The following is a 23,613-nucleotide window of genomic DNA, read 5'->3' as shown; positions in this document are numbered from 1 at the left end:
GTTCCGCGCCGTGGTTCCGTCGAATGGCGAGGATCGAAGCGGTGCGTTCGCTGCAGATCGAGCGATCGAAGGAATTGACTGGGGAGGGACGGCACACAGGGCCCGTGCGAGGTCGTATCGAGTTCCTCGTCCGGCGCGCGTGGAGTCTACGGTTCGCGATCTCGGGTGAACACCCGCAGCGATTGTCAGTGTCGCGCCATGCCCTTCAGCCAACCGAGTAGTGCATAACGCCGGTCGGCCAGAATCTATCGGGTCTCCTCGGCTTTGGCCAGCGGCGGAGCGGCCTGATCAGGCGCCTGTCCGAGGGTATACAGGCCGAGAATGCCGAGAAAACCCGCACAGTGCTCGATGAGCATTTCAGTCGAGAGGTTCAGTTGTCCATCTATCCAGCGACGGAGTATCTCGAACAGGCCCCCGACACCGTAGGTAGCGGCGAGATCTGCGACTTGGAGCACATCGCTGGGTATATCGAGGTGCAAGCGGGCCTCTCTGAGCACCAGCTCCGCAAAATCGGTCATCAGATCGCTTCGCAGCTGCCGAAGGAGGGGTTCTGCGCCCGACTCGACAAACAGTATGCGGGCCATGCGGGGATCGTTCTCGATCACCTGAACCAGGGCCTTGATCGGAGCGTAAGCCAGTTCTTGAGGAGCAACCGTGTCGTCCGGAATGGCGCTGGTTATCACCGCTTGGAAGGTAGTGGAGATCTTGGCAAATACCGCACGCAAGAGCGCGTCTCGATCGCGAAACTGTTGGTAGAAGTACCGGCTCGTCACTCCTGATTTCGCACACACGGCGGTCACGGTGCACGCGGTAGCTCCGTGGGTGCCCATGATTGAGACCGCGGCATCAATCAACATCACGCGACGCTGTGCATCGCGTTGAGTTGCGGACAGCCCGCCATAGACACGTGCTGGACTCATGTCCTACAGTCTGGCAGTCTTATCTGACAAGGCATAAAGTCAGATCCAAACTTCGAGGAAGGACCTCAAATGTCGGACGATCAAGCCCCGACCCCGACCCGGGTGCTGCCAAAACCCAGGCGCGTTCGGTTTCCGATGCCGACCTCCACGAAGCGGCAACATTTTGTCGATGGCGACCTGGTGATGAGCCATTTCATCTCGGTGCTTTCTGCGACGTTCCCGGAAGGCGAGGATTTCTTCATCCGCTCGGTCAGGAACTTCCAGAGTTCCATCGACGATCCCCAACTAGAGACAGCGGTCAAGGGTTTCATCGGACAAGAGGCCACACATCGACACCAGCATCGTCTCCTAAACGAGCGACTCCAGGTCATGGGTTATCCGACCGCGCGAATCGACCGTCATGTCGGACGCTTGATCAAGCGATTGGAACGGCGCTTTTCGCCGGAAATGCGGCTGTCCATGACCTCCGCGTTGGAGCACTACACCGCTACGCTGGCAGAAATCATTCTTACCAGCGAAGACGCCCAGAAGCTCATCGGCCAGACAGAGGTTCGACCGATTCTGCTGTGGCATGCCTTCGAGGAGTCGGAGCACAAAGCGGTTGCCTTTGATGTCTATCGGCTGGTGGGAGCAACCGAGCGCACCCGTGTACGGGGCATGCGGATCGCTTCAGTAATTCTGTTCGGCGAGCTCATTCTGCAGACTGCCTTGTCTATGGCCGCTGATAGAGCCTCATATAACCCGGTCACCCTGGTGCGCAGTCTGTACCGCTTTAGTCGCACCCCGATGTTCACCGCCGATGCGCTGCGGCGTTTCCGTTCCTACAATCGCCCGGGTTTCCATCCTGATGATTGGGACAGCGCCGCGGTCCTGGAGCATTGGAGCAAAGAACTGTTCGACCAAGACGGTTCACAGCGAGTTATCGCTTCGTCGGGATAGCAAAGATGCGGAAGTGCGGCGACGCAGGAGCACCGTTCCTGCGTCGCTCCTTCCGAACAGGGTGCGACGCGTCGGTGACTCACGGATTCGGTGCTCGGTGGCCGGTGAAGGTGGCGGTCGGACCCGCAAATGCGGTTCGCAGCGATCGCCACGGGGCTGGCTGGCCTGTTGTGAGCCTCGATCAGTCGCTGATGACATAGCGTTGAGCCAGGGTTTCAGCAAGTCTGCTGGTGTGCGCGACCACTTCTTTCTCGGTCACCGCAAGCAAACCGGAGTGCCAGGCGGTGATGACTTCGACGAATCCCCCGACAGCGATCAGGGTGTCCATGCGAAGGGCTATCTCGTCGGCATCTTGTCGGAGGTGTGGCCGGCTTGCCTCAACGACCAACTGCGTTGCTTCCTGTAGCGCCACGGCGCGGCGGTCTTGTAGCGGTGAGCTACCGACATGCTGAGCGAGGAGGATGCGTGCCCGGCCGGGATCGCGTGCGATCCGGTCGACCACGATGGTGATCGCCGCGGTGATGGTTTCGATCGGCGGCCGATTCGCACGCTCGTTGAAGAGCGCGGCGACCTCGCCGAGCATGTCATTGCGGACGCCATCCCACGCAGCAACGAGCAGCTCATCGCGCGTCTTGAAGCCCTCGTAGAAGTATCGATCGTTCAGCCCTGTGCGGGCGCATACGCCGCGCATAGTGACCGCGGCCCAACCGCTCTCACTCCAAATCTCGGTTGCGGCCTCGATCAATTGCTGCCGTCGCTCGGCACGACGCTCGGCCCCGGTCCGACCACCCCAGCGCTTGTTTCTCGACCGCACCTCTCCATCTTGACAAGGTGCTCGTTCCACCACCAAACTGGTGGCATGCGACACCAATGGTGGCTGGTGCCCCCAGATGAGAGTTTCCCCACAGCAGACGTCCATGTCGCGACCCGAAAGGCAGACGGATGAGATTGCTGCCCTTCGGCGGCGCACCAGGCAGAACGCACCGCGCCGATGCAGTCGTCACGGGCGCAGGAAGCGGTATCGGCCGCGCATTCGCCGTGGAGCTTGCGCGCCGAGGTGGACGCGTGGTGTGCGCCGACAAAGATCCCGTCACTGCAAAAGAGTCGGCAGAGTTGGTGAGGCAGGCTGGCGGCGAGGGCTTCGACATCGAATGCGATGTCACCGATCTTGAGCAGGTCCGCAACCTCGCTGATGTGAGCGAAGACTGGTTCGAGAAGGCTGCGAGCCTCGTCATCAACAACGCCGGAATCGGTGCGGGCGGCAACCGCATCGGCGCGACGTCGATCGAGGACTGGAACGCGGCGATTTCTGTCAACCTCTGGGGCGTTATCTACGGCTGCGAGACTTTTGTGCCTCGGCTCCGCAGCAATGGGCATGGCGGAGTCATCAATGTGGCGTCGGCAGCGAGCTTTGGCTCGGCCCCTCGGATGGCGGCTTACAACGTGAGCAAGGCCGGGGTGCTCGCTCTGTCGGAGACATTGGCGGCCGAACTGAGCGGTACTGACATCAACGTCACAGTGCTTTGCCCCACCTTCGTGAAGACGAACATCGTCAACAATCCTCAAATCGACGAGGCGGCTGCAAGACTCGCGGCCAACCTGATGAAATGGACCGGCATTTCGCCACAGCACGTTGCTCGAACGACGTTGAACGCGCACGATCGCGGACAAATTTATGTAGTACCCCAACTCGATGCCAAAGTCTTGTGGCAACTCAAGAGAGCCCTACCCGGCCCCTTTACTCGCACGCTGGGCCTCGTGGAGCGCATGGCCTCATGGAACGATTCAGCCGAGTAGAGGAGCAGGGAAAATGGCTTTCGCATACAGTGACATGCTCGAGACAATCAAAAACAAGCAATGGGCTCTTGCCGATATCGATTGGAACGCCCCTGGCGCGGAACTGATCACCGATGAACAGCGTCCCAAACTCAAGCAATTCATGTCCGACGTGGTGTGGATTGAGCATGTTGGAGCACGTGCCTTCGCCGCGATGGCTCCAAAGGCGCCATTCGAAGCGCTCGGAGACATTTACCGTTACTTTCACGCCGAGGAGCAGCGTCACGCCAATGCCGAACTTGCCTTGATGCGTCGCTGGGGCATGCTCGAGGAAGGCGAGAAACCGGTCCCGAACAAGAATATTCGGCTGGTCATCGAATGGCTGGACCGTTATGCGGAAGCCCTGCCCCTGACCGTCATCGGGGCCGCGATTCCGGCACTGGAGACTGCGCTCGATGGAGCGCTGCTGAAGTTTCTCCTCGATGAGGTTGACGACCCTGTGTGCGGGGAGGTGTTCAACAAGGTCAACAGCGACGAATCAAGGCATCTCGCGGTTGGCTTCCAGGTCTTGAATGACCTGGGCGCCAGCCCGATGCGAATCCACGCCATTCAAACTGCGGGTGCTCTTGTCGACCCGCGCATTCTCACCGGCGCGTTGCTGTATATCCCGCTCCTGACGCGCATGTTGATGAATCTCAACGCTATGGGTCTGTCCGAGGAGAAGTTATACAACGCAGTGACGCGGTATGCCAATGTCGGCGATCGCAGTGAGCATACGCGGAGGGTGCCCGGCTATCACATCTTGAAGGCGCACATGTCGTCGTCCATCAAGCGGTCCCAGCCTCTGCACTTCGTGTCTCAGCGCCTTGGCAATGCGATCGATGTTTTCCCTGTTCAGATTTTCGGTCGGCCGCCATCCTGGACGGACGAACTGACCTACGAACCGGTTGCCAAATGACAGGCACCACGACGACGTTGATCGTCGGCGCCGGGTTCGCAGGTATCGGTGCGGCGATCAGACTGCTTCAAGAGGGCACGGATGACTTCGTCATCCTGGAACGGTCAGATCGCGTCGGAGGCACCTGGCGAGACAATACTTATCCCGGTGCGGCCTGCGATATTCCCTCGCTTCTCTACTCCTACTCGTTCGAGCCGAATCCGGGCTGGACTCGTACCTACTCGGGGAGCGCTGAGATCCTCGAATATATCGACGATATGGTCGACAAGTACGATCTTGCCCGGTTCATCCAGTTTGATACCGACGTGACTGCCTTGGAATTCGATGAGAGTGCCGGCATCTGGATGGCCGACACGGCAGATGGAAAGCGGTATCACACCCGGTCAGTTGTGATGGCCAGTGGACCACTTGCCAACGCCAGCTTTCCCGATATTCGGGGTATTGACTCGTACGGTGGAAAAAAGATCCACAGCGCTCGATGGGACCATGGCTACGATCTCGGCGGTAAGAGGGTTGCAGTCATCGGGACAGGCGCGAGCGCGGTTCAGATCATTCCCGAGCTCGTAAAGTCGGCTGCCTCGGTCAAAGTCTTCCAGAGAACGCCCGGCTGGGTGTTGCCCAGGGTGAACTTCAGGCATCCGGCCTGGGCGCGTTCGACCTTCACACACCTGCCGGTGAGCGAACAAGCGCTCCGCGACGCGTGGTTTTGGGCCCACGAAGTGATGGCAGTGGGTATGGTCTGGAACACCGCCGCGACGTCCGCGATACAGCTGGCGGCCAAGGCTCATCTCCGTCGGCAGGTGAAAGACTCCTGGTTGAGACGTCAGTTGACGCCCCATTTCAGGCCTGGATGCAAGCGCATGCTCATGACCAGTGATTATTACCCTGCGCTACAGGCGGATAACTGCAAGCTGATCAGCTGGCCGATCGCCACATTGTCACCCAACGGTGTTCGGACCGCCGACGGTGTCGAGCACGAAGTGGACTGTATCGTATTTGCCACTGGCTTCGATGTGGCCAAACGTGGCACCCCGTTCCCGATTAGCGGCCTCGGCGGTCGGAAGCTCGGCGATGAATGGTCTCAGGGGACATTTGCCTTCAAGAGCGTGAGCGTGGCCGGGTATCCGAACTTATTCTTCACTTTCGGACCGAATTCCGGGCCAGGCCACAACTCGGCGCTCGTATATATGGAGGCTGCAATTGACTATATAGTCAAGGCGATCAAGCTCCTTCAGCAAAATGACATCGGCACTTTGGATGTGAGGGAGGATCGTCAGGACCGCTATCACTCCGAAATTCAGCGCCGCCTTCGACGAACGACTTGGAATTCGGGGTGCAGCAGTTGGTATTTGACCGAGGACGGCTACAACGGCACGATGTACCCAGGTTTCGCGACCCAGTTTATGAGAGAACTATCCCGCTTGGATCCTCATGATTACGTGATAACCCGGCGCGACGATATCGAGCTGACGCAATCACTCTGAATACAAGTTTGCAAGGCTGACCGTCAGAACGGTGAAATACAGGAATGGATCGCAAGTCCGACCGTAATTACGAGATAATTATCATAGGAGCTGGATTTTCCGGCATCGGGTCTGGCATTAGCTTGATGAAGGCGGGATTTACCGACTTCTTGATGGTTGATGACGCCGATGGCGTAGGTGGTACGTGGCACTGGAACACCTACCCGGGTATCGCTGTCGATATACCGTCGTTCAGTTATCAATTCTCATACGAAATGCGGCCCTCTTGGTCGCGCACGTACGCCCACGGCAATGAGCTCAAAGCCTATGCCGAGCGATGTGTTGAAAAGTATCGGCTCTGGGACCATATTCGTTTCAACACAACCATTACCGAGGCTTGTTTCGACGAGAACGCAACACGGTGGCATTTGACCAGTGCCAATGGTGAGGAGTTCACGGCACGCTTCGTGATAAATTGCTCCGGCGTTCTCAGTCGGCCAAAGTGGCCTGAAATCAAGGGGGTGCGAGATTTCGCCGGCGTTACGCTCCACACGGCTAGATGGGACAATGCCAAAGATCTCAGCGGGAAGAGGGTTGCAGTAATCGGTACCGGTGCATCGGCGGTGCAACTGATACCCGAAGTCGCAAAGAAAGCAGAGAGTCTGACGGTATTTCAGCGAACTCCAATTTATTGTCTGCCGAAGCCAGACTTCCCCATACCGACGTGGGGTGGAAGGCTTCTACATTTCCTGCCGGGGGCACAATTGGCGACCCGGACCGCCAGCCAGGCGTTCGTGGAAATCACTTTCCCAATCGCCGCTCACTTTCATACGGTGATACCGTTCGCCGATGTCATGGAGAGCGCCGCAAAGCGGTACATGCGGCGTGAGGTCCATGACCCGACGACGAGAGAACAACTCATTCCGCGCTACTCGTTGGGCTGTAAACGACCCAGCTTCCACAATTCCTATCTCGCAACGTACAACCGGTCCAACGTTTCGCTCGAGACGAGCGGCATAACCCATATCGACCATGCATCCGTCCATACTCGAGACGGCAAAGCTCATCCCATTGACGTCTTGATCCTGGCCACCGGCTTCAAAGTGATGGAGTCGGGCAACATGCCAACTTACGTATTGAAGGGACGCGGCGGGCTGGAGCAGGCTACATGGTGGGACGAGCATCGACTGCAGGCCTTCGAAGGGGTGAGCGTCCCGGGATTTCCGAATCATTTCAACATCTTCGGCCCGTACGGCTACAACGGTTCCTCGTACTTCACGCTCATCGAGGCGCAGAGTCGGCACATCGTCCGGTGTCTTCGTCGCGCGCGGGCGCTGGGTGCTAACTGCGTGGAGGTCAAGAAGGAGGCGAACGACCGTTATTTCGCCGAAGTGCTAAGGCGGCGTCACAGACAGGTTTTCTGGCAGCCGAGCTGTTCCAATGCCAACAGCTACTACTTCGACAGGCACGGTGACGTTCCACTCCGTCCATCAACGACTCTGGAGACCTATTGGCGGAGCCGCACCTTTCGCCTCTCGGACTACCGATTCGAGAATCGGCCCGAAGAGGTGTGTCCCCGGTGACCAGAATGGATGCCCCTGACTGGCAGCCCAGTCTTGCCAGTCATCTCGTCGCGATGTCCTCGCGAACCACGCTGCGGCCACTGGCGCAGCTGATGCCATCAAACGCCTACGGACTTGCGGTGATGGATCGCGTGCTTCGAACAGCGCTCGTAGCCTCACGGCCTCGGCGCGGCGTCACAGTGCGCAAGGTTGACACTGTATTCGCCGGAGGCCCGGTTCGTGGGGACTGGATCACCACGCCTGCCATTAATCCGCATGCCAACCCTTTGCTGTACATCCACGGCGGCGCCTATTCTATGTGCTCGCCGGAGACGCACCGCGGTCTTCTTGGTGAACTCGCCTCGGCGAGCGGGCGCCCCATCTTCGCAGTGAAGTATCGTCTTGCCCCGCGGTATCCCTATCCCGCAGCCGCGGACGATGCGCTGAATGCGTATCGCTGGCTTACCAGCGGAGGGTCCCCGGGTTCTTGTCAGCGCACCGTCGCGGTTGCCGGCGATTCAGCGGGCGGTCAGCTCACGATGGCCACGGCCTTGGGCGCACGTGCAGTTGGATTGCCGCTCCCTGATGCGATGCTGCTGATGTCTCCCGTCCTGGATCTCAGGTGCGAACTTGCCAGAGCGCGTGAAATTCGCCGCCGGGATCCTTTTGCCTCCGCTCAATCAGCGGCGCGCGCTCTTGACCTCTACGTAGGTGGCGCAGATCGCGGAGATCCGCGCCTCAGCGTGCTTGACGCGGACCTCACCTCGATGCCGCCGATCCTCATTCAGGTGGGCGGGAGAGAAATGTTGATCGATGACTCGCGCCGTCTCGCCGAGCGACTTCAATCAGCTGGATCCCACGTCGAGATCCAGGTATACCGGGGACAGATCCATGTATTCCAGGCTATGTTCCGGATTCTTCCCGAAGCCCGAGACGCGATTCATCGAGCGGGACGCTTCCTTGAAGCCTCGGAAGTCAGGTGAAAGTGTCCGAACAGGCAATGCTCCTACACCTACACCACCTCGACCGCCGCAGCGTGAAGTCAGTCGTCTCTGCCTCATGAGCAGCAACTTCGCGACGGCCTGTCGCGCATACGATCCGTCGATCGTGATCATCGGGGCCGGCTTCGCCGGGGTTGCGATGGCCCACCGGCTGAAGAAGGACGGGTTCACGAACTTCACGATCCTGGAAAAGGCTGCAGACATCGGGGGTGTTTGGCGTGACAACACCTATCCGGGAGCGGCCTGCGACGTGCCGTCAGCGTTGTACTCACTCTCGTACAAGCCCAATCCTCGTTGGTCACGGCGATATGCCGAGCAACCCGAGATACTCAAGTACCTCCAACAACTCGTGGAGAGTGGCGGACTGGCCGCGCATCTGCGTACCCAGACCGAAGTTGTCGCAATGACCTTCGATGACCAGCTAGGGCGTTGGACCCTGGTTACGAACTCGAACGAGACAATAACCTGCGATGTCGTCGTCTCGGCCGTGGGTCAGCTCTCCTTGCCCCACGTACCCGTTATTGCCGACGCAGACACCTTCCAGGGGCCGCGCTTTCATTCGGCGCGTTGGGACCGATCGGTTTCGCTTCGCGGCAAGCAAGTAGCCGTCATCGGCACAGGAGCTAGTGCCATCCAATTCGTGCCACACATCGCCCAGGAGGCGGAGCATGTCACGCTATATCAGCGCACGGCTCCGTGGATCTTGCCGAAGTGGGACAGCAGGTATGGAGTCCTTCACGACAGGGTGAGCGAGTTATTGCCGATGGCGCTGCGCCTCGAGCGTTTCGCGGTATGGCTAATTTTCGAGTTGCTCGCTGTGACGCTAGTCGACGCGAAGCCCCTCTCACGCGTCCTCGGTGCGATCGCGCGCCGCCACCTACATCGGCAGGTTGCTAGCCCATCTTTGCGCGAGCAATTGATGCCTTCGGACGCGCCAGGGTGCAAGCGAGTGCTGTTCTCGAATGATTACTATCCAGCAATCGCGAGTGATCGCGTGTCGTTGGTGCCGAAGGCTATCGCAGAGCTCTGCGACAACGGTGTCAAGACCGTGGATGGAGAGTTTCGTCCTGCAGATGTCGTGATCTACGGAACCGGGTTTCGCGCCACCGATTTTCTCGCCCCGATGTCCGTGCGCGGCTCTCGCGGAGTCTCCTTGGCCGAGGTGTGGAAGACCCAGGCGTACGCATATCTGGGCATCACTGTCCCCATGTTCCCGAACCTGTTCCTGCTTTATGGTCCCAACACGAATGTGGGCTCGGGGTCGATCCTCTACATGATCGAGTCACAAGTCCGTCACATCGCAACGCTCATCAAAGCCGTGGCTGCTCATCCGGGTCATGCGATCGATGTCAGGACGGAGAGCGCGCAACGCTACAACACGCGCTTGAGAAGGCGACTACGGAGGTCGGTGTGGGCGCTGTGTGCGAGCTGGTATCGAACCTCGAGCGGGGAAATCCCGACGAACTGGCCGGGGCCTACCTTGGTTTATCGACTCCTTACCCGGAAGCCGCACAGCGGCGATTACGTCTTGAGAAACGTCGGGCGTCTAAAGGTCGGAGACCCTGCAGAACCGAGCCTGGCCGACTAAGGGCACGAGACGCGCACTTAACCGCTAGGCCAATAATGTCTAGATATTGACATCAATGGCATCTTTGTAAAGACTGGTGGACGCCGTCAAAGCGGCCCAGCGTCCAGGAGGAACCATGACGAATCACCTTCTCGCACCTGCGCACCACGTGAAGGAGCGGTTGTCCTCTGTGATCATGGTCCCCGCGCCTCACGCCGTCGACGACAGATGGCGTCGATGGAGCCGGGACTGGCCGGTTCGTGAACTGGCACCGGCACCCGCGGGCAGTGGATTGAAAGCCGTCCGGGGGGATGCCGGACTGCCCTTCGTAGGTCACACGCTCGACTACATCCGATTCGGCTCGGATTTCAGTCGAGAGCGCTACGACCGTCTGGGTTCGGTGTCGTGGATGGGCGCGTTCGGCACCAAGATGGTGGTCATCGCCGGCCCTGACGCCACTCGAGAGGCGTTCACGAGCGAAGCGAAAGCATTCTCTCAGGATGGCTGGTCCTTCCTGATCGACGCCTTCTTCCATCGCGGTTTGATGCTCATGAGCTTCGACGAGCACTTGATGCACCGGCGCATCATGCAGGAGGCGTTTACGCGTCCGCGCCTGACCGGATACGTCGAACAGGTAACGCCATGCGTTCGCTCGGCAGTGCCTGCGTGGCCGGTGGGCCCGTCGGTTCGAATCTACCCACTGTTGAAGGAACTCACCCTCGACATCGCTACCGACGTCTTCATGGGCGGCCGCGGCAAGGACGAGAGCGATGCTGTCAACAAGGCGTTCGTCGCTACGGTCCGGGCGGCGAGTTCCCTTGTGCGTGCTCCGCTTCCGGGAACCAGATTCCGCGCTGGTGTGCAAGGGCGGCGCGTTTTGGAGGACTACTTCTTCCGGCATCTGCCGGCCGCGCGAGCCGGTGAAACGGAGGATCTGTTCGCTGCTCTCTGTCAAGCCACGACCGAAGACGGGGAGCGGTTTTCCGACGAGGATGTGGTGAATCACATGATCTTCTTGATGATGGCGGCCCACGACACCTCGACGATCACCACCACAGCGGTCACCTATTTCCTTGCCAAGTATCCGCAGTGGCAGGAGGCTGCGGCTGCGGAAGCCGCGGCCATCGGTGACGGGTTGCCGGACATCGAGGCCCTGGAGAAGATGACGGTCATCGACCTCGTGATCAAGGAAGCGCTCAGACTGCTTGCACCTGTTCCGCTGGTGATGCGCAAGACGGTTCGAGATGTCGCCATCGATGGATATCACATCCCCTCGAACACGTTATGCGCTATAACGCCTGCCGTGAATCACTTCGATCGAACGATCTGGAGTGATCCGGAGCGGTTCGATCCCTCACGTTTCGACGAGCCTCGGCGCGAAGACCAACACCACCGATTCGCCTGGGTTCCGTTCGGAGGTGGAGCGCACAAGTGCATCGGCATGCAATTCGGGACGCTCGAAGTCAAAGCAATCCTGCACAGGATGCTGCGTTCGTTCACTTGGAAGGTTCCGGAGAACTATCACGTCCGATGGGACAACACCTCGCTGCCCATTCCGGTGGACGGACTTCCGTTGGAGATGAAGCGCCGATGACCGTCGACCACAGCCCCTACCTCGAACCCACGGAGTTTCTTGACTGGCAACAAGATTCGGTACGTGACTTCGTGTCATCGGCGATCCGTGGTGCCTGCGGCGACACCGAGAAGGCCATCGCCATCTTCACCGCGGTCCGTGACTCCATTTGGTACGACCCCTACACGGTGACCGACAACCCGCACGCGTATCGCGCCAGCACCGTCGCGACCGCAGAACGGGCCTACTGCGTCCCGAAGGCCGTGCTCTTGACTGCAGCGTGCCGAGCGGCGGGAATCCCGGCGCGGCTGGGGTTCGCCGACGTCCGAAACCACCTCCAGACCAAGGCATTGCGCGAGCGGATGGGTGGTAGCGACGTTTTCGTCTACCACGGCTACAGTCTCATGTTCCTCAACGGTGCGTGGGTAAAGGCCACCCCGGCGTTCAATCGCGAGCTGTGCGCACGCTTCGGTGTCTCGCCGATCGAATTCGACGGCCGTAGCGACGCGCTACTCCATGGTTTCACCGCTGACGGCACCCAGCACATGGAGTATCTGCGCGACCGGGGAGCCTACGACGATCTACCCCTAGCAGACATCCTGCAAGCACTGAGAACGCATTACGGCACATTCATCGATCAGCCGAACAGCCGTCCCGACCTCTTCGCCTGAAAGGGCACTACACGATGCAAAGCACAATGCAAAATGTTCCGCTCACGGTGTCGGCGATCGTCCAGCATGCGGCAGCCATACACGGTGACAGCGAGGTCGTCACTCCGACCGGAAATGGATATCGGAGAACGCCTTACCGCATTGTGCTGGCGCGAGTGGCTCGCCTTGCCAATGCGCTGCGCAGTCTTGGCGTCACGGCAGACCAACGCGTGGCCACCTTCCAGTGGAGCAACCAGGAACATCTGGAGGCCTACTGTGCGATTCCCTCCATGGGCGCGGTCCTGCACACGCTCAACATTCGTTTGGCCCCAGAGCAACTGGCGTACATCGCCAATCACGCGAGCGATCAGATCGTCCTAGTCGACGCTTCGGTTGCCCCGTTGTTGGCGCGCGCGCTCCCAGCGATGGCGTCGGTGCACACCGTCATCGTCACCGGAGAGGGCGACCTTGCCCCGCTCCAGGGATGCGGGAAGACCGTTCTGCGTTACGAGGAAGTGCTTGCCGGCCAAGAAGAATCATTTGACTGGCCTGAGCTCGACGAGCTGTCCGCCGCGGCCATGTGTTATACGAGCGGTACCACCGGAGATCCCAAAGGCGTCGTCTACAGCCACCGTTCGACGTACCTTCACTCCCTGACCGCCTGCACAGCTAACGCTTTGTCAGTCAGCGAGGCCGACCGTGTGCTGGCCATCGTCCCAATGTTTCACGCCAATGCGTGGGGGCTTATTTACGCAGCGTTGATGTCCGGTGCGGATCTGGTACTGCCTGACCGGTATCTCCAAGCCGAACCGTTGGTGTCGATCATCGAAGACACCAGACCGACCTTGGCCGGTGCAGTGCCGACGATCTGGAACGATGTCGACCGATATCTGGATTCGCACCCTGAGCGGGACATTTCTTCGTTACGGCTGGTCGCGTGCGGGGGGTCTGCTGTTCCGCTTTCGTTGATGCGGGCATTCGAAGAGAAGTACGACGTGCCCATTGTGCAGGCCTGGGGTATGACCGAAACCTCTCCGTTGGCGACCGTTGCACGTCCGGCTCACAGAGCCGACGCGACGCGGCGCTGGGAGCTGCGCGCATCCCAGGGCCGACCGATCTGCGGTGTCGAAATCCGGTTGCGGGACGACGACGGGAAAGACGTGCCGTGGGACGGGCAATCAGTTGGGGAGATCCAGGCGCGCGGTCCCTGGATCACCGGGTCCTATTTCGGAAACAACGATACGGAGAAGTTCGACGAAGGATGGCTGCGTACCGGTGATGTGGGCAAGATCGACGCCGAGGGCTATCTGACACTGACCGACCGCTCGAAAGACGTCATCAAGTCAGGTGGCGAATGGATCTCCTCGGTGGAGCTGGAAAACACGCTGATCGGCCACCCTGCCGTGTACGAAGCGGCGGTAGTCGGCGTCGCGGACGATAAATGGCAGGAAAGGCCGTTGGCGCTTGTCGTCGTCCACCCCGGAACCGACGTTGACATTGACCAACTCCGATCGTTCCTTGCGGACAAAGTCGCCAAATGGTGGATTCCCGAGCGATGGAGCTTCGTGTCCGATATTCCGAGGACGAGCGTCGGAAAGTACGACAAAAAGGTCATCCGTGCGCGCCACTCTGCCGGCGAATACCTCATCGAAATCGAAACGTCATAACGTCAAATCCCTGGAATTCCAACAGTCGGAAGGTAATCATGTCCTCACCAATCTCTCCCTGGATGAATGCCGAATTACTCGAGCTTCGTGACCTCGCTGCGAAGTTCTTCTCGGCCGAATTGGCGCCGCATGCGAACCGCTTTGCAGACCAGCACCACGTCGACCGAGAACTGTGGAACCGAGCAGGCGAGCTGGGCCTGCTCTGCATGTCTATACCTGAGGAATACGGCGGAGGCGGTGGCACTTTCGCGCACGAAGCGGTCGTGCTTGAAGAGCAGGCCCGCATAGGTGACAGCTCATGGGGCGCGGGACTGCACAGCGGAATCGTCGCCCACTACATCCTGCAGTACGCGACTGAAGAGCTGCGCGCGCAGTGGCTTCCCAAGATGGCGTCCGGTGAAATGATCGGGGCGATCGCCATGACAGAACCGGGGACCGGGTCCGATCTGCAGAGCGTCAAGACAAAAGCCCTCCTGGACGGTGACGAGTACGTGATCACCGGCTCCAAGACTTTCATCACCAACGGCCAACAGGCCGACCTCATCATCGTTGTTGCCAAGACAGATCCGAGCCAGGGCGCTGCGGGCATCTCTTTGATCGTTGTCGAGGCTGACCGGGCGGGATTCCGGCGCGGCAAGGTTCTCGACAAAATCGGCCAGCGCGGCCAGGACACCTCCGAGTTGTTCTTCGATGAAGTGAGAGTTCCGCGCTCGCATCTACTGGGCCAGTCTGAGGGACAGGGCTTCATTCAGCTGATGACGCAGCTGCCACAAGAGCGACTCATCGTCGCGGTGGGGGCTGTCGCAGCGATGGAACTTGCCCTGGAGCAGACGCTCAAGTACACGCGTGAGCGGGAGGCGTTCGGTCGGCCTGTCTTTGGCTTTCAGAACACCAAGTTCACGCTGGCTGAAGCCGCGACAGAAACGCGCATCGCACGAGTGTTCCTCGACTACTGCATCGACCTGCACCTTGCGGGTCAACTCGACGTGCAGACCGTCGCCATGGCGAAGTGGTGGACCACTGAGCGAGCGATGAAGGTACTCGATGACTGTATGCAGCTTCACGGCGGATATGGCTACATGACCGAGTACCCCATCTCGAGGTTGTGGGTGGATCAGCGCGTGCAAAAAATCTATGCCGGCACGAACGAGGTGATGAAGGAAATCATCTCGCGTTCCCTATGACTCAGAGGAGTTGCCGCCCGCACGTTAGTCATCTAGAGGAGGAGGACTGATGGCATCGATGGTGGTGCCGTATCGCCACGACATGGGCGGCCACTGCGGATCGGGGGCTCTTCGGGATTTGACCGAATGGGCCGGGATCCGTTGGGGTGATGACACCCCGGACGAAGGCATCGTGTTTGCTCTCGGCGGGGCCCTCGACTTCTCGTATGTTCGCTCGGCCCACCTACGTCCACCGATCTACCTCGTTGGACGCAGCGCGGACCTCGAAGACGAATACTTGACCCGGTTGGGCGCGCGCTTCGAGTGTCGTTCGACAGACGACCCCGATCTCGGGTGGAAATGGGTGACCGAACAGATCGATGCCGGTACGCCGGTCATGGTGTGGACTGACATCGCCGAATTGCCCTATCTGAGAACGCGTCTGAGTATGAGCCGGCACGATGTCGTGATCGTAGGGTACGACGACGACGAGGAACTCGCCTTCGTGGTCGATAACGATCGCGATACACCTCAAGCCGTGCCTTACGAGAATCTACGGAAGGCGCGGGCATCGACGGGATTTCCCGTCCCCACGCGGCACACCACCTACGTAGTCGAGTGGCCCGGCGCGGCACCAGATCTCGGCAATGCTGCCCGGTCGGCCTTCCGTAGGTCCGCGGACGCGATGCAGGGTTCGTGTGTGAGCGCGCCGATCACCGAGGACTCCGATTGTGAAATTCAGGTGCGTGGGCTACCAGGGGTATCGACTTTTGTGGAGGATCTCAAGCGGTGGCCGAAGATCTTTGACGACGACACCCTCGACGGAGCCTTGTTTGCGCTGAGCGCCTTCATCGAAAAAGCCGGAACCGGAGGCGGTCTGTTCCGAGATCTGCAAGCACGTGGATGTCGGCGCGTCGCTGAAGAGTTGAGTTTCGAACCTGCGTTTAAAGCAGCGGAGGCTGCAAAGACCGCATCTGAGTTGTGGACCGCGGTTGCGCACGCCGCTTATGACCGCGGTGCAGATCCGCACCGAAGAGCGAGCGGCGCCGCGTCCGTGGCTGCGCAATTGCCGACAGCCGAACGTCGACTCGCGGAGGCGCTGAGGGAGGCAGGAGATCTACTCCTATGAGTTCTGATTGCTTCGGAGCAAGCCGAACTGGTTGCGACCCAGCAGATTTATTTGAGCGCTTTGAATTGTGTCATAGGAAGGGAGAATCACGATGGCTGTCTTCGCTGATGCGGAAGAGGTTTACCGCTACCTCGCCGGCATCTTTCGACGAGGTTTGGAGAACGAAGACCTTGCGAACAGACTTGCCGGGTCCGGGGTGGTGTTACGGATCCACTACACCGATCCGGATGCGGTAGTAACCGTGGATATGCCGGAGAAGGTCGTAGAGACCGGCGCGGACAGTGGCGTTACACCGAATGTCGAATTGTTCATGTCCGCGGATACCGGCAACAGGTTCTGGTTGGGGAAGGTGAACTTGACCATGGCGATGGCGAAAGGAACTGTACGAGCGAAAGGTCCTGTCACCAAACTGATCAAGCTCATACCGCAGGCAAAGAACCTCTTTCCGGAATACCGGGCAATCCTTGAGGCCGACAAGCGTCACGACCTGCTCAATGTGTGATGTCGGTGCGGTACCGCGCCCGGGCCCGGGTGAGCGGCGCGGGCCTCTGGGCGATGTGCCCGGAGATCATCCAGGACAGTTCGCGCGACCACCGTGCGCGGTCGGGATAACTACTCGAGAAGCGTAATTCGATAGAAGGGACTTCAACATGAAGACACGTGCGGCTGTTTTGTGGGGCTTGGAGCAGAAGTGGGAGGTCGAAGAAGTCGATTTGGATCCGCCAGGTCCCGGGGAGGTCCTCGTGCGGCTGGCGGCCACCGGCTTGTGCCATTCCGACGAACATCTGGTGACCGGCGACCTCCCGATCCCATTGCCGGTAGTGGGGGGTCATGAGGGTGCTGGCACAGTCGTGGAGTGCGGCGAAGGGGTTGAGGAACTGTCCGAAGGTGATTCTGTCATCTTGACCTTCCTTCCCTCGTGTGGGCGCTGCTCGTACTGCGCGCGCGGCATGGGCAATCTCTGTGAGTTGGGAGCGGCGCTCATGATGGGACCGCAGATCGACGGCACCTATCGCTTTCACGCACGAGGCGAGGACGTCGGGCAGATGTGTTTGCTCGGGACGTTTTCCGAGTACACAGTGGTGCCGCAGGCGTCCGTGGTCAAGATTGACGGCGGAATCCCCCTGGATCGGGCAGCCTTGATCGGTTGCGGCGTCACGACCGGTTACGGATCTGCGGTGCGGACTGGGGAGGTGCGCGCCGGGGACACCGTCGTGGTAGTGGGAGCGGGCGGAATCGGAATGAATGCGATTCAGGGCGCGCGAATCGCGGGAGCGCTGGCGATTGTGGCGGTCGATCCGGTGAAGTTCAAGCGAGAGCAAGCGAGCGGGTTCGGTGCGACGCACACCGCGGCCTCGATGGATGAAGCTTGGTCGCTGGTCAGCGATATGACGCTGGGCAAGCTGGCTGATGTCTGCATCCTCACCACCGATGTGGCTGAGGCCTCCTACACCGCGGAAGCGCTGGCCTTGGTCGGAAAGCGCGGGCGCGTCGTGGTCACGGCCATCGGGCACCCCGACGACTCATCGATCTCAGGATCACTGCTTGAAATGACGCTTTACGAGAAGCAGATTCGTGGCGCTTTGTATGGCTCATCCAATGCGCCGCACGATATTCCGCGACTGGTCGAGCTGTACTCCGCTGGGTTGTTGAAGCTCGATGAGTTGGTCACCCGCGAATACTCCCTCGACCAAATTAATGAGGGCTACCAGGATATGCGTTCAGGAAAAAATATCCGAGGGCTGGTCCGGTTCTGAAGAGCATCATGCCCACTGCTGGTCTCCATGTCCTTGCGTTGCTGCAGATCATGCGGCCGGGCCCCTTGGGTGGTTGGCGTCGGGTCCTTCTTTCCCGTCGTGAGGACGGCAAGCATCAGACACCTCATCGATCATCTATCACATTCTCTGGGAGGCTGAGATGACGGACGCTGGCACGACCACGGCAAGCAGGGATGGGGCTGCTCGTTTCGCTATCGCCCCGGAGGTGTGGACCACGCCGGAGCGACGAGCGCTGAGCCAAATGGCGCGGTCTTTCTCGGAACGTGAAATCGCGCCGAAGCTAGCGGAATGGGAGCACGTGGGTGAGATTCCGCGCGACCTGCATCTCAATGCTGCCGAGGTGGGGCTTCTCAGAATCGGGTTCCCGGAAGAAGTCGGCGGCAGCGGCGGCAATGCGATTGACTCTGCACTGGTCACTGAGGCCATCCTGGCCGCAGGCGGGTCCACTGGCGTCTGCGCCGCCTTGTTCACCCATGGCATTGCCCTTCCCCACATTGCCGCCAATGGCTCCGACGCCCTGATTCAACGATATGTCCGTCCTACGCTCGCAGGAAAGATGATCGGCTCGCTGGGCGTTACCGAGCCTGGGGCAGGCTCAGATGTCGCGAATCTGCGCACACGCGCGGTGCGCGAGGGGGACACCTACGTGGTCAACGGAGCAAAGACGTTCATCACCAGCGGAGTTCGAGCGGACTTCGTTACTACGGCGGTACGCACCGGCGGACCGGGTTACGGTGGAGTTTCATTGCTTGTGATCGACAAGAATTCGCCTGGATTCGAAGTGTCCCGCCGGTTAGACAAGATGGGGTGGCGATGTAGCGACACCGCCGAGTTGTCTTTCGTCGACGTTCGCGTACCGGCTGACAACCTGGTGGGGGCAGAGAACAGTGGGTTTTTGCAGATCATGCAGCAATTTCAGGCTGAACGGCTCGGCATCGCCGTCCAGGCGTACGCGACGGCGGGTCGGGCTCTCGACCTTGCCAAGAGTTGGGCGCGGGAACGTGAAACGTTCGGTAGACCCTTGACGGGGCGCCAGATCATTCGCCATAAGCTTGCGGAGATGGCTCGACAGGTCGACGTGGCGTGCACCTACACCCGTGCGGTCATGCAGAGGTGGCTAGCGGGGGAGGATGTCGTTGCCGAGGTGTCGATGGCCAAGAACACCGCTGTGTATGCGTGCGACTACGTGGTCAATGAGGCGGTTCAGATCTTCGGTGGGATGGGCTACATGCGTGAGTCTGAGATCGAGAGACACTATCGAGATTGCCGAATTCTCGGAATAGGCGGCGGCACCAACGAAATCATGAACGAGGTCATCGCCAAACGTATCGGACTCTAGCTACTTGATTGAATCGCCCTGACTTTCCCGGAGGCTCGGGTTATTGGATTCCGGCCAGGGGTTGGTCGGTCCCATGTGCATCGTGGAACGCGGCTTCGAACTCGGTGGGTGGGATGTCATTAAGGTAGCTGTGTAAGCGGCTGGTGTTGTGCCAGTACACCCAGCTCAGGGTCGCGAGTTCGACGTCCTCGACGGTCTTCCACGGCCTGGTGCGGACTGGCCCGTAGATCAGCTCCGCCTTGTAGTAGCCGTTCACCGTCTCCAGGGCATTATCGTAGCTGTCTCCGATCGTGCCGATCGAGCGGACCGCTCCGATCTCGGCGAGCCGTTCGCCATAGCGGATAGAGGTGAATTGCGATCCGGCATCGGAGTGACATGTCAAGCCCGGCAATGTGTTTCCGCGTGACCAACGAGCCATCTCCAACGCATCCAGCACCATGGTGGTACGCATGTGCGACGCTACCCGCCAGCCCACGATCATCGGGTCTGCTGCACCAATAGGTGACATCTGAGTTGGCTTGCCCAAAGCGGGCGGGCTGGAAGGATGTCAGTGTGCCTAGGCCCTACCCCCGTGAATTTCGCGACGACGTCGTCCGCGTTGCCCGTAACCGCGACGACGGGGTGACGATCGAGCAGATCGCCACCGATTTCGGCGTGCACCCGATGACGTTGACCAAGTGGATGCGCCAAGCCGACGTCGACGAGGGCGCCAAGCCAGGTAAGAGCACCAATGACTCCGCTGATCTGCGCGAGCTACGACGCCGAAATCGGTTGTTGGAACAAGAGAATGAAGTCTTACGGCGGGCAGCGGCGTACTTGTCGCAGGCCAATCTGCCGGGAAAAGGGTCTACCCGCTCGTAAGTGAGCTCGCCGCCGACGGGATTCCCGTCGCGGTGACGCGCCGGGTACTCAAGCTCGCCCGCCAGCCCTACTACCGCTGGCGGGCAAATCCCATCACCAATGCCGAACTCGTCGAGGCATACCGCGCCAACGCCCTGTTCGACGCGCACGGCGAGGACCCCGAGTTCGGCTACCGCTACCTCGTCGAGGAGGCCCGTGAGGCCGGCGAGCCGATGGCCGAGCGCACCGCCTGGCGCATCTGCTCACAGCAGCAGTTGTGGAGCGTGTTCGGCAAGAAGCGCGGCAAGAACGGCAAACCAGGACCGCCGGTGCACGACGATCTGGTCCAGCGCGACTTCACCGCTGAAACGCCAAACATGTTGTGGCTCAGCGACATAACTGAGCATTATACCGGCGAGGGCAAGCTCTACCTCTGCGCGATCAAGGATGCATTCTCCAACCGCATCGTGGGTTATTCGATCGACTCCCGAATGAAGTCACGCCTGGCGACCGCCGCGCTGCGCAACGCGGTCGGCCGCCGTGGGGTGGTCGCCGGCTGCGTGGTTCACACGGACAGAGGGTCGCAGTTTCGAAGTCGAAAGTTCGTCCAGGCCCTGCACCATCACGGCATGGTCGGCTCAATGGGACGTGTCGGCGTGGCCGGCGACAACGCGGCGATGGAGAGCTTCTTCAGCCTGCTGCAGAAGAACGTCCTCGACCGCCGCCGCTGGGCCACCCGAGAGGAGCTGCGGATCGCCATCGTCACTTGGATCGAACGCACCTACCACCGACGTCGCCGCCAAGGCGCCCTCGGCCGGTTGACCCCCGTCGAATACGAAGCCATCATGACCACGACGGCCAGTCAGGCCGCGTGACCGAAATTGTCACCTGATCGTGCAGCAGACCCACTTCCTGATAGAGCTTGGCACAGGCCTCTTTGGTAGGTGCACCGTCCTCGCGTGAGTCAGATGCATCGGGGTCGGGAGGCATATTAGACACGGCACGACCTTAGGACGGCGGTCTCACATGTCACGCCGACGCGCCGTTTGCTGTGGTGGGTCTGCTTCCGCAGCGCGGGGACAATATGGAGACCTTTCGGTCACATCGGTCACATCTGTCACAGGCAGCAAACACTCCGAAACGACAACAACCCTGCCTGAGCATTGCGTTTGCATGGTGCGCCGTCAGGGTTTCGAACCCCAGACCCGCTGATTAAGAGTCAGCGGCTGTCAGCGATGCCTGGGCTACCGGCGTCGCCGCGAAAACGTCAGAGTAGCTCTATCTGCTCAGGTTCCTCGACGCTAGGCCCGTTAAACTCCACCAGCGTATGACGGATCAATGGACGGTTTGTACGCCACTGGTTGGTCGAAGTCAAACAACCAGAACGCTATTTATCGACAATAGGTTGTTTGACAAGTAGTCACTGAGTAGAGTAACAGACGTGCTCTCTGCTTCGATTCCTGCCCGCTTGGTCGACGCAGGCGTGCGGATGGTGACTGGTGATGCACACAGCATCACATACCGAATCGATGGCCGCGCCGTAGTAGCGGACCTGGTTCTGGCAGAACGTGTGCCATCTCCGGCCGCAGTCCTTAGTCGTGTGCGCCGCCATCCAGGCCGCCGCGTATTCGTGGTGTGCGAGACCATCTCAGATGAGGCACGTTCAGCGCTCCTGGCTCAGGCTGACGTGGATCTCAGCGTCGGCAGCACCGGCGAACTGGTGCTCTCCGGGCGAACCTACCGAACGCCAACACCAGGACGGCCGCCCCGCGCCGCCAGCGAGCGCAGCTGGCGGCGGCGGGCGGCTGAACGGGTCTGTGTGCTTACGCGCGGTCACCTCCGCCAACGCGACATTGCCGCGGCCATCGGAGTTAGCCAGCAGGCGGTGTCCAAAATGACCGAGAAGGATCCGCTGCCGGACACGCCGATGACCGAGGCTGCGCGCCGGGAGCTCCTGGTGAAACTGGCATTGGTACCTGCGGACAGCGGACTTGTCGAAACGTACTGGTATGGAATGGATCCGGTAGTGGAGCAGGTGCGCAGTGCGACCCGACTCGGCGCCGAGCTCACCGTGCCGATCCTTGCTGGCGGCGAGGTCGCCGCCGACGTCCTGCGACCGTGGCAGGTACCAACCAGAGGTCTGGTCTATGCCAAAGAACTGGTCGACCTCTCCGAGTTCGGTTTGGTGGAGGCCACCGCCGAGGAAGCGACCTTGACTGTGCGGGTTCCCGCCGACCCGACCGTCTGGACGACCGCGGCCTGGTGGCGGCGGGTTCGTGATACGCAGCGTTCCGACATCATCACTGTGGATCCAGTGATTGCGCTTCAGGACCTCAGCGGCGGTGCCGATCTTGGCGACGGTGCACCGCAGCATCTCAGCGACTGGATCGTGCACCGGTGACCGGAACAGCATCGGTGCAAATCGCCTGCACTGCGGTGGCCGACGACAACGGAATGCGTGCACTGCGTGACGTGGCCGCAGTCACTGCCGACATCGAGTACCGCGTCATCGGCGGTCACATGGTGCGACTGCTGCGGCACGTCTACAACGTGTCGGGCATACCGCGACTGACCTCCGACGCAGACACCGGGATCGACGTCAACGTGGCGTCCACCGGGAACCTCCACGATCGACTCACCGCACTGGGGTACACCGCTGAGTGCGGCAACCGCTACGAGCGGGGTGAGCAAGCGGTCGACCTCTTAGTTCCCACCGCAGCCAAACCAGGCAAGCGGATCATCGGCGAACGAGCCTTCGACGGAGCGCCAGGGCTGCGGTTGGCGCTCGCCCTACCGCCGATCGAAGTCGCCGTCACAGCCCGACTCACCGACGGCGACACGGTTGAGTTCGAAATTCCGGTTCCCGACGTCGAGGCAGCATTCGTGTTGAAGATGCTGGCACGTACCGTTCGCGACTCCGAACGTGACCTCCAGGATATCGAGACACTACTGGAGATCGTCGCGTCACAACCCGATTACCACGCTTCGCCGTGGCGCCTGGGCGACCCCAAGATCACAAAGGCCGGCGAGCGCGGCGACGCTGCGCGTGTGGCAGCGCAGATGATCTCCAGTCCGCCGACGAGGGTGCCGGCCAGAGTGCGGGCGCTGCTCCGGCGCCATGTCGCCATCGTGTCGCGATGACGCACCAGCAGACAGTCGTTCGTTTCCGTGCGGCTACGCCGAGCGAAACGGTTTCGGTCTCGACGGAGCCGGCAAATGCTGAGCCGGAGCATTGACATGGCTGCTGGCTGCGCGGGTCCCCACGCCGGTGGCAATAACGGCTAGGTC

The 23,613-nt window shown here is 60.4% G+C and carries 20 protein-coding genes and 1 pseudogene; 18 read left to right on the top strand and 3 right to left on the bottom strand.

Going from position 1 to position 23,613, the window contains the following annotated elements:
• Positions 1–245 precede the first annotated feature (245 nt).
• Positions 246–920 (bottom strand): TetR/AcrR family transcriptional regulator, encoded by a 675-nt coding sequence (locus ACIA48_RS13690; protein WP_011560584.1) that lies wholly within the window; start codon positions 918–920, stop codon positions 246–248.
• A 69-nt stretch (positions 921–989) separates the two neighbouring features.
• Between ACIA48_RS13690 and ACIA48_RS13685 the strand changes: the two genes are divergently transcribed.
• The gene (locus ACIA48_RS13685) at positions 990–1,859 is read left to right on the top strand and encodes a metal-dependent hydrolase (protein ID WP_011560583.1); all 870 of its coding nucleotides are present in this window, start codon (positions 990–992) and stop codon (positions 1,857–1,859) included.
• 181 nt (positions 1,860–2,040) lie between these two features.
• Here ACIA48_RS13685 and ACIA48_RS13680 read toward each other — a convergent pair whose 3' ends face one another.
• Positions 2,041–2,604: a TetR/AcrR family transcriptional regulator gene (locus ACIA48_RS13680; protein WP_005131302.1), complete on the bottom strand. Its 564-nt coding sequence runs from the start codon at positions 2,602–2,604 to the stop codon at positions 2,041–2,043.
• Positions 2,605–2,801: 197 nt separating this feature from the next.
• Here ACIA48_RS13680 and ACIA48_RS13675 point away from each other — a divergent pair, with 197 nt between their 5' ends.
• The 14 genes from ACIA48_RS13675 (at position 2,802) to ACIA48_RS13610 (ending at position 19,485) form a co-directional block, all read left to right on the top strand.
• On the top strand, positions 2,802–3,656 hold the full coding sequence (locus ACIA48_RS13675; protein ID WP_011560581.1) for an SDR family NAD(P)-dependent oxidoreductase: 855 nt from the start codon (positions 2,802–2,804) through the stop codon (positions 3,654–3,656).
• A gap of 13 nt (positions 3,657–3,669) precedes the next feature.
• Complete coding sequence (locus tag ACIA48_RS13670; protein ID WP_005086594.1) at positions 3,670–4,593, top strand: hypothetical protein; 924 nt, start codon at positions 3,670–3,672, stop codon at positions 4,591–4,593.
• A complete protein-coding gene (locus tag ACIA48_RS13665; RefSeq protein WP_011856020.1) occupies positions 4,590–6,077 on the top strand; it encodes an NAD(P)/FAD-dependent oxidoreductase in 1,488 nt (495 codons plus the stop codon). Before ACIA48_RS13670 ends, ACIA48_RS13665 begins: the two co-directional genes overlap by 4 nt.
• 44 nt (positions 6,078–6,121) lie before the next feature.
• Entirely contained in the window at positions 6,122–7,639 is a 1,518-nt protein-coding gene (locus ACIA48_RS13660; RefSeq protein WP_011560579.1) for an NAD(P)/FAD-dependent oxidoreductase, read from the top strand.
• Entirely contained in the window at positions 7,636–8,601 is a 966-nt protein-coding gene (locus ACIA48_RS13655; RefSeq protein WP_012296509.1) for an alpha/beta hydrolase, read from the top strand. The genes ACIA48_RS13660 and ACIA48_RS13655 overlap by 4 nt, the downstream gene beginning before the upstream one ends.
• 76 nt (positions 8,602–8,677) lie before the next feature.
• On the top strand, positions 8,678–10,207 hold the full coding sequence (locus ACIA48_RS13650) for an NAD(P)/FAD-dependent oxidoreductase (protein WP_011856019.1): 1,530 nt from the start codon (positions 8,678–8,680) through the stop codon (positions 10,205–10,207).
• A 115-nt stretch (positions 10,208–10,322) separates the two neighbouring features.
• Entirely contained in the window at positions 10,323–11,780 is a 1,458-nt protein-coding gene (locus ACIA48_RS13645) for a cytochrome P450 (protein WP_011560575.1), read from the top strand.
• A complete protein-coding gene (locus ACIA48_RS13640) occupies positions 11,777–12,430 on the top strand; it encodes a transglutaminase family protein (RefSeq protein WP_011560574.1) in 654 nt (217 codons plus the stop codon). The genes ACIA48_RS13645 and ACIA48_RS13640 overlap by 4 nt, the downstream gene beginning before the upstream one ends.
• 26 nt (positions 12,431–12,456) lie before the next feature.
• Complete coding sequence (locus tag ACIA48_RS13635; protein WP_017205326.1) at positions 12,457–14,076, top strand: fatty acid--CoA ligase; 1,620 nt, start codon at positions 12,457–12,459, stop codon at positions 14,074–14,076.
• Positions 14,077–14,114: 38 nt separating this feature from the next.
• Positions 14,115–15,260: an acyl-CoA dehydrogenase family protein gene (locus tag ACIA48_RS13630; RefSeq protein ID WP_005086582.1), complete on the top strand. Its 1,146-nt coding sequence runs from the start codon at positions 14,115–14,117 to the stop codon at positions 15,258–15,260.
• Between the two features lie 49 nt (positions 15,261–15,309).
• On the top strand, positions 15,310–16,368 hold the full coding sequence (locus tag ACIA48_RS13625) for a BtrH N-terminal domain-containing protein (protein WP_005086581.1): 1,059 nt from the start codon (positions 15,310–15,312) through the stop codon (positions 16,366–16,368).
• A gap of 91 nt (positions 16,369–16,459) precedes the next feature.
• Positions 16,460–16,870 (top strand): SCP2 sterol-binding domain-containing protein, encoded by a 411-nt coding sequence (locus tag ACIA48_RS13620; protein WP_005110592.1) that lies wholly within the window; start codon positions 16,460–16,462, stop codon positions 16,868–16,870.
• Positions 16,871–17,018: 148 nt separating this feature from the next.
• Positions 17,019–18,125, top strand: coding sequence for an NDMA-dependent alcohol dehydrogenase (locus ACIA48_RS13615; RefSeq protein ID WP_011560572.1), 1,107 nt, complete (start codon positions 17,019–17,021; stop codon positions 18,123–18,125).
• Between the two features lie 160 nt (positions 18,126–18,285).
• Positions 18,286–19,485, top strand: coding sequence for an acyl-CoA dehydrogenase family protein (locus ACIA48_RS13610; RefSeq protein WP_011856018.1), 1,200 nt, complete (start codon positions 18,286–18,288; stop codon positions 19,483–19,485).
• A 40-nt stretch (positions 19,486–19,525) separates the two neighbouring features.
• Here the strand turns inward: ACIA48_RS13610 and ACIA48_RS13605 are convergent.
• Positions 19,526–19,969, bottom strand: a pseudogene (locus ACIA48_RS13605) (DDE-type integrase/transposase/recombinase); the annotation flags it as partial.
• 68 nt (positions 19,970–20,037) lie between these two features.
• Between ACIA48_RS13605 and ACIA48_RS13600 the strand changes: the two are divergent.
• The 3 genes from ACIA48_RS13600 (at position 20,038) to ACIA48_RS13590 (ending at position 23,466) form a co-directional block, all read left to right on the top strand.
• Positions 20,038–21,200, top strand: a protein-coding gene (locus ACIA48_RS13600; RefSeq protein WP_396731872.1) for an IS3 family transposase whose coding sequence is annotated in 2 segments (ribosomal slippage) — positions 20,038–20,322 and positions 20,325–21,200 — 1,161 coding nt in all. Because the reading frame shifts where the segments join, the coding sequence is not laid out codon by codon here.
• A 614-nt stretch (positions 21,201–21,814) separates the two neighbouring features.
• On the top strand, positions 21,815–22,726 hold the full coding sequence (locus ACIA48_RS13595) for a hypothetical protein (protein WP_017205323.1): 912 nt from the start codon (positions 21,815–21,817) through the stop codon (positions 22,724–22,726).
• Complete coding sequence (locus ACIA48_RS13590) at positions 22,723–23,466, top strand: nucleotidyl transferase AbiEii/AbiGii toxin family protein (protein WP_011560566.1); 744 nt, start codon at positions 22,723–22,725, stop codon at positions 23,464–23,466. The genes ACIA48_RS13595 and ACIA48_RS13590 overlap by 4 nt, the downstream gene beginning before the upstream one ends.
• Positions 23,467–23,613 lie beyond the last annotated feature (147 nt).

The sequence above is a fragment of the Mycobacterium sp. NPDC051804 genome (genome assembly GCF_044452905.1).
Lineage (GTDB): Bacteria > Actinomycetota > Actinomycetes > Mycobacteriales > Mycobacteriaceae > Mycobacterium.
The sequence above is the reverse complement of the archived record's forward strand: the minus strand, read 5'-3'. Positions and strand labels throughout refer to the sequence as shown.

Excerpts from the sequence above, each read along its gene's own strand:
- ACIA48_RS13650 (WP_011856019.1), top strand. The coding sequence starts at position 8,678 with ATGAGCAGCAACTTCGCGACGGCCTGTCGCGCATACGATCCGTCGATC.
- ACIA48_RS13690 (WP_011560584.1), bottom strand. The coding sequence starts at position 920 with ATGAGTCCAGCACGTGTCTATGGCGGGCTGTCCGCAACTCAACGCGAT.
- ACIA48_RS13675 (WP_011560581.1), top strand. The coding sequence starts at position 2,802 with ATGAGATTGCTGCCCTTCGGCGGCGCACCAGGCAGAACGCACCGCGCC.
- ACIA48_RS13595 (WP_017205323.1), top strand. The coding sequence starts at position 21,815 with ATGGTGACTGGTGATGCACACAGCATCACATACCGAATCGATGGCCGC.
- ACIA48_RS13620 (WP_005110592.1), top strand. The coding sequence starts at position 16,460 with ATGGCTGTCTTCGCTGATGCGGAAGAGGTTTACCGCTACCTCGCCGGC.
- ACIA48_RS13625 (WP_005086581.1), top strand. The coding sequence starts at position 15,310 with ATGGCATCGATGGTGGTGCCGTATCGCCACGACATGGGCGGCCACTGC.
- ACIA48_RS13645 (WP_011560575.1), top strand. The coding sequence starts at position 10,323 with ATGACGAATCACCTTCTCGCACCTGCGCACCACGTGAAGGAGCGGTTG.
- ACIA48_RS13665 (WP_011856020.1), top strand. The coding sequence starts at position 4,590 with ATGACAGGCACCACGACGACGTTGATCGTCGGCGCCGGGTTCGCAGGT.
- ACIA48_RS13610 (WP_011856018.1), top strand. The coding sequence starts at position 18,286 with ATGACGGACGCTGGCACGACCACGGCAAGCAGGGATGGGGCTGCTCGT.
- ACIA48_RS13670 (WP_005086594.1), top strand. The coding sequence starts at position 3,670 with ATGGCTTTCGCATACAGTGACATGCTCGAGACAATCAAAAACAAGCAA.
- ACIA48_RS13630 (WP_005086582.1), top strand. The coding sequence starts at position 14,115 with ATGTCCTCACCAATCTCTCCCTGGATGAATGCCGAATTACTCGAGCTT.
- ACIA48_RS13685 (WP_011560583.1), top strand. The coding sequence starts at position 990 with ATGTCGGACGATCAAGCCCCGACCCCGACCCGGGTGCTGCCAAAACCC.
- ACIA48_RS13615 (WP_011560572.1), top strand. The coding sequence starts at position 17,019 with ATGAAGACACGTGCGGCTGTTTTGTGGGGCTTGGAGCAGAAGTGGGAG.
- ACIA48_RS13640 (WP_011560574.1), top strand. The coding sequence starts at position 11,777 with ATGACCGTCGACCACAGCCCCTACCTCGAACCCACGGAGTTTCTTGAC.
- ACIA48_RS13635 (WP_017205326.1), top strand. The coding sequence starts at position 12,457 with ATGCAAAATGTTCCGCTCACGGTGTCGGCGATCGTCCAGCATGCGGCA.
- ACIA48_RS13660 (WP_011560579.1), top strand. The coding sequence starts at position 6,122 with ATGGATCGCAAGTCCGACCGTAATTACGAGATAATTATCATAGGAGCT.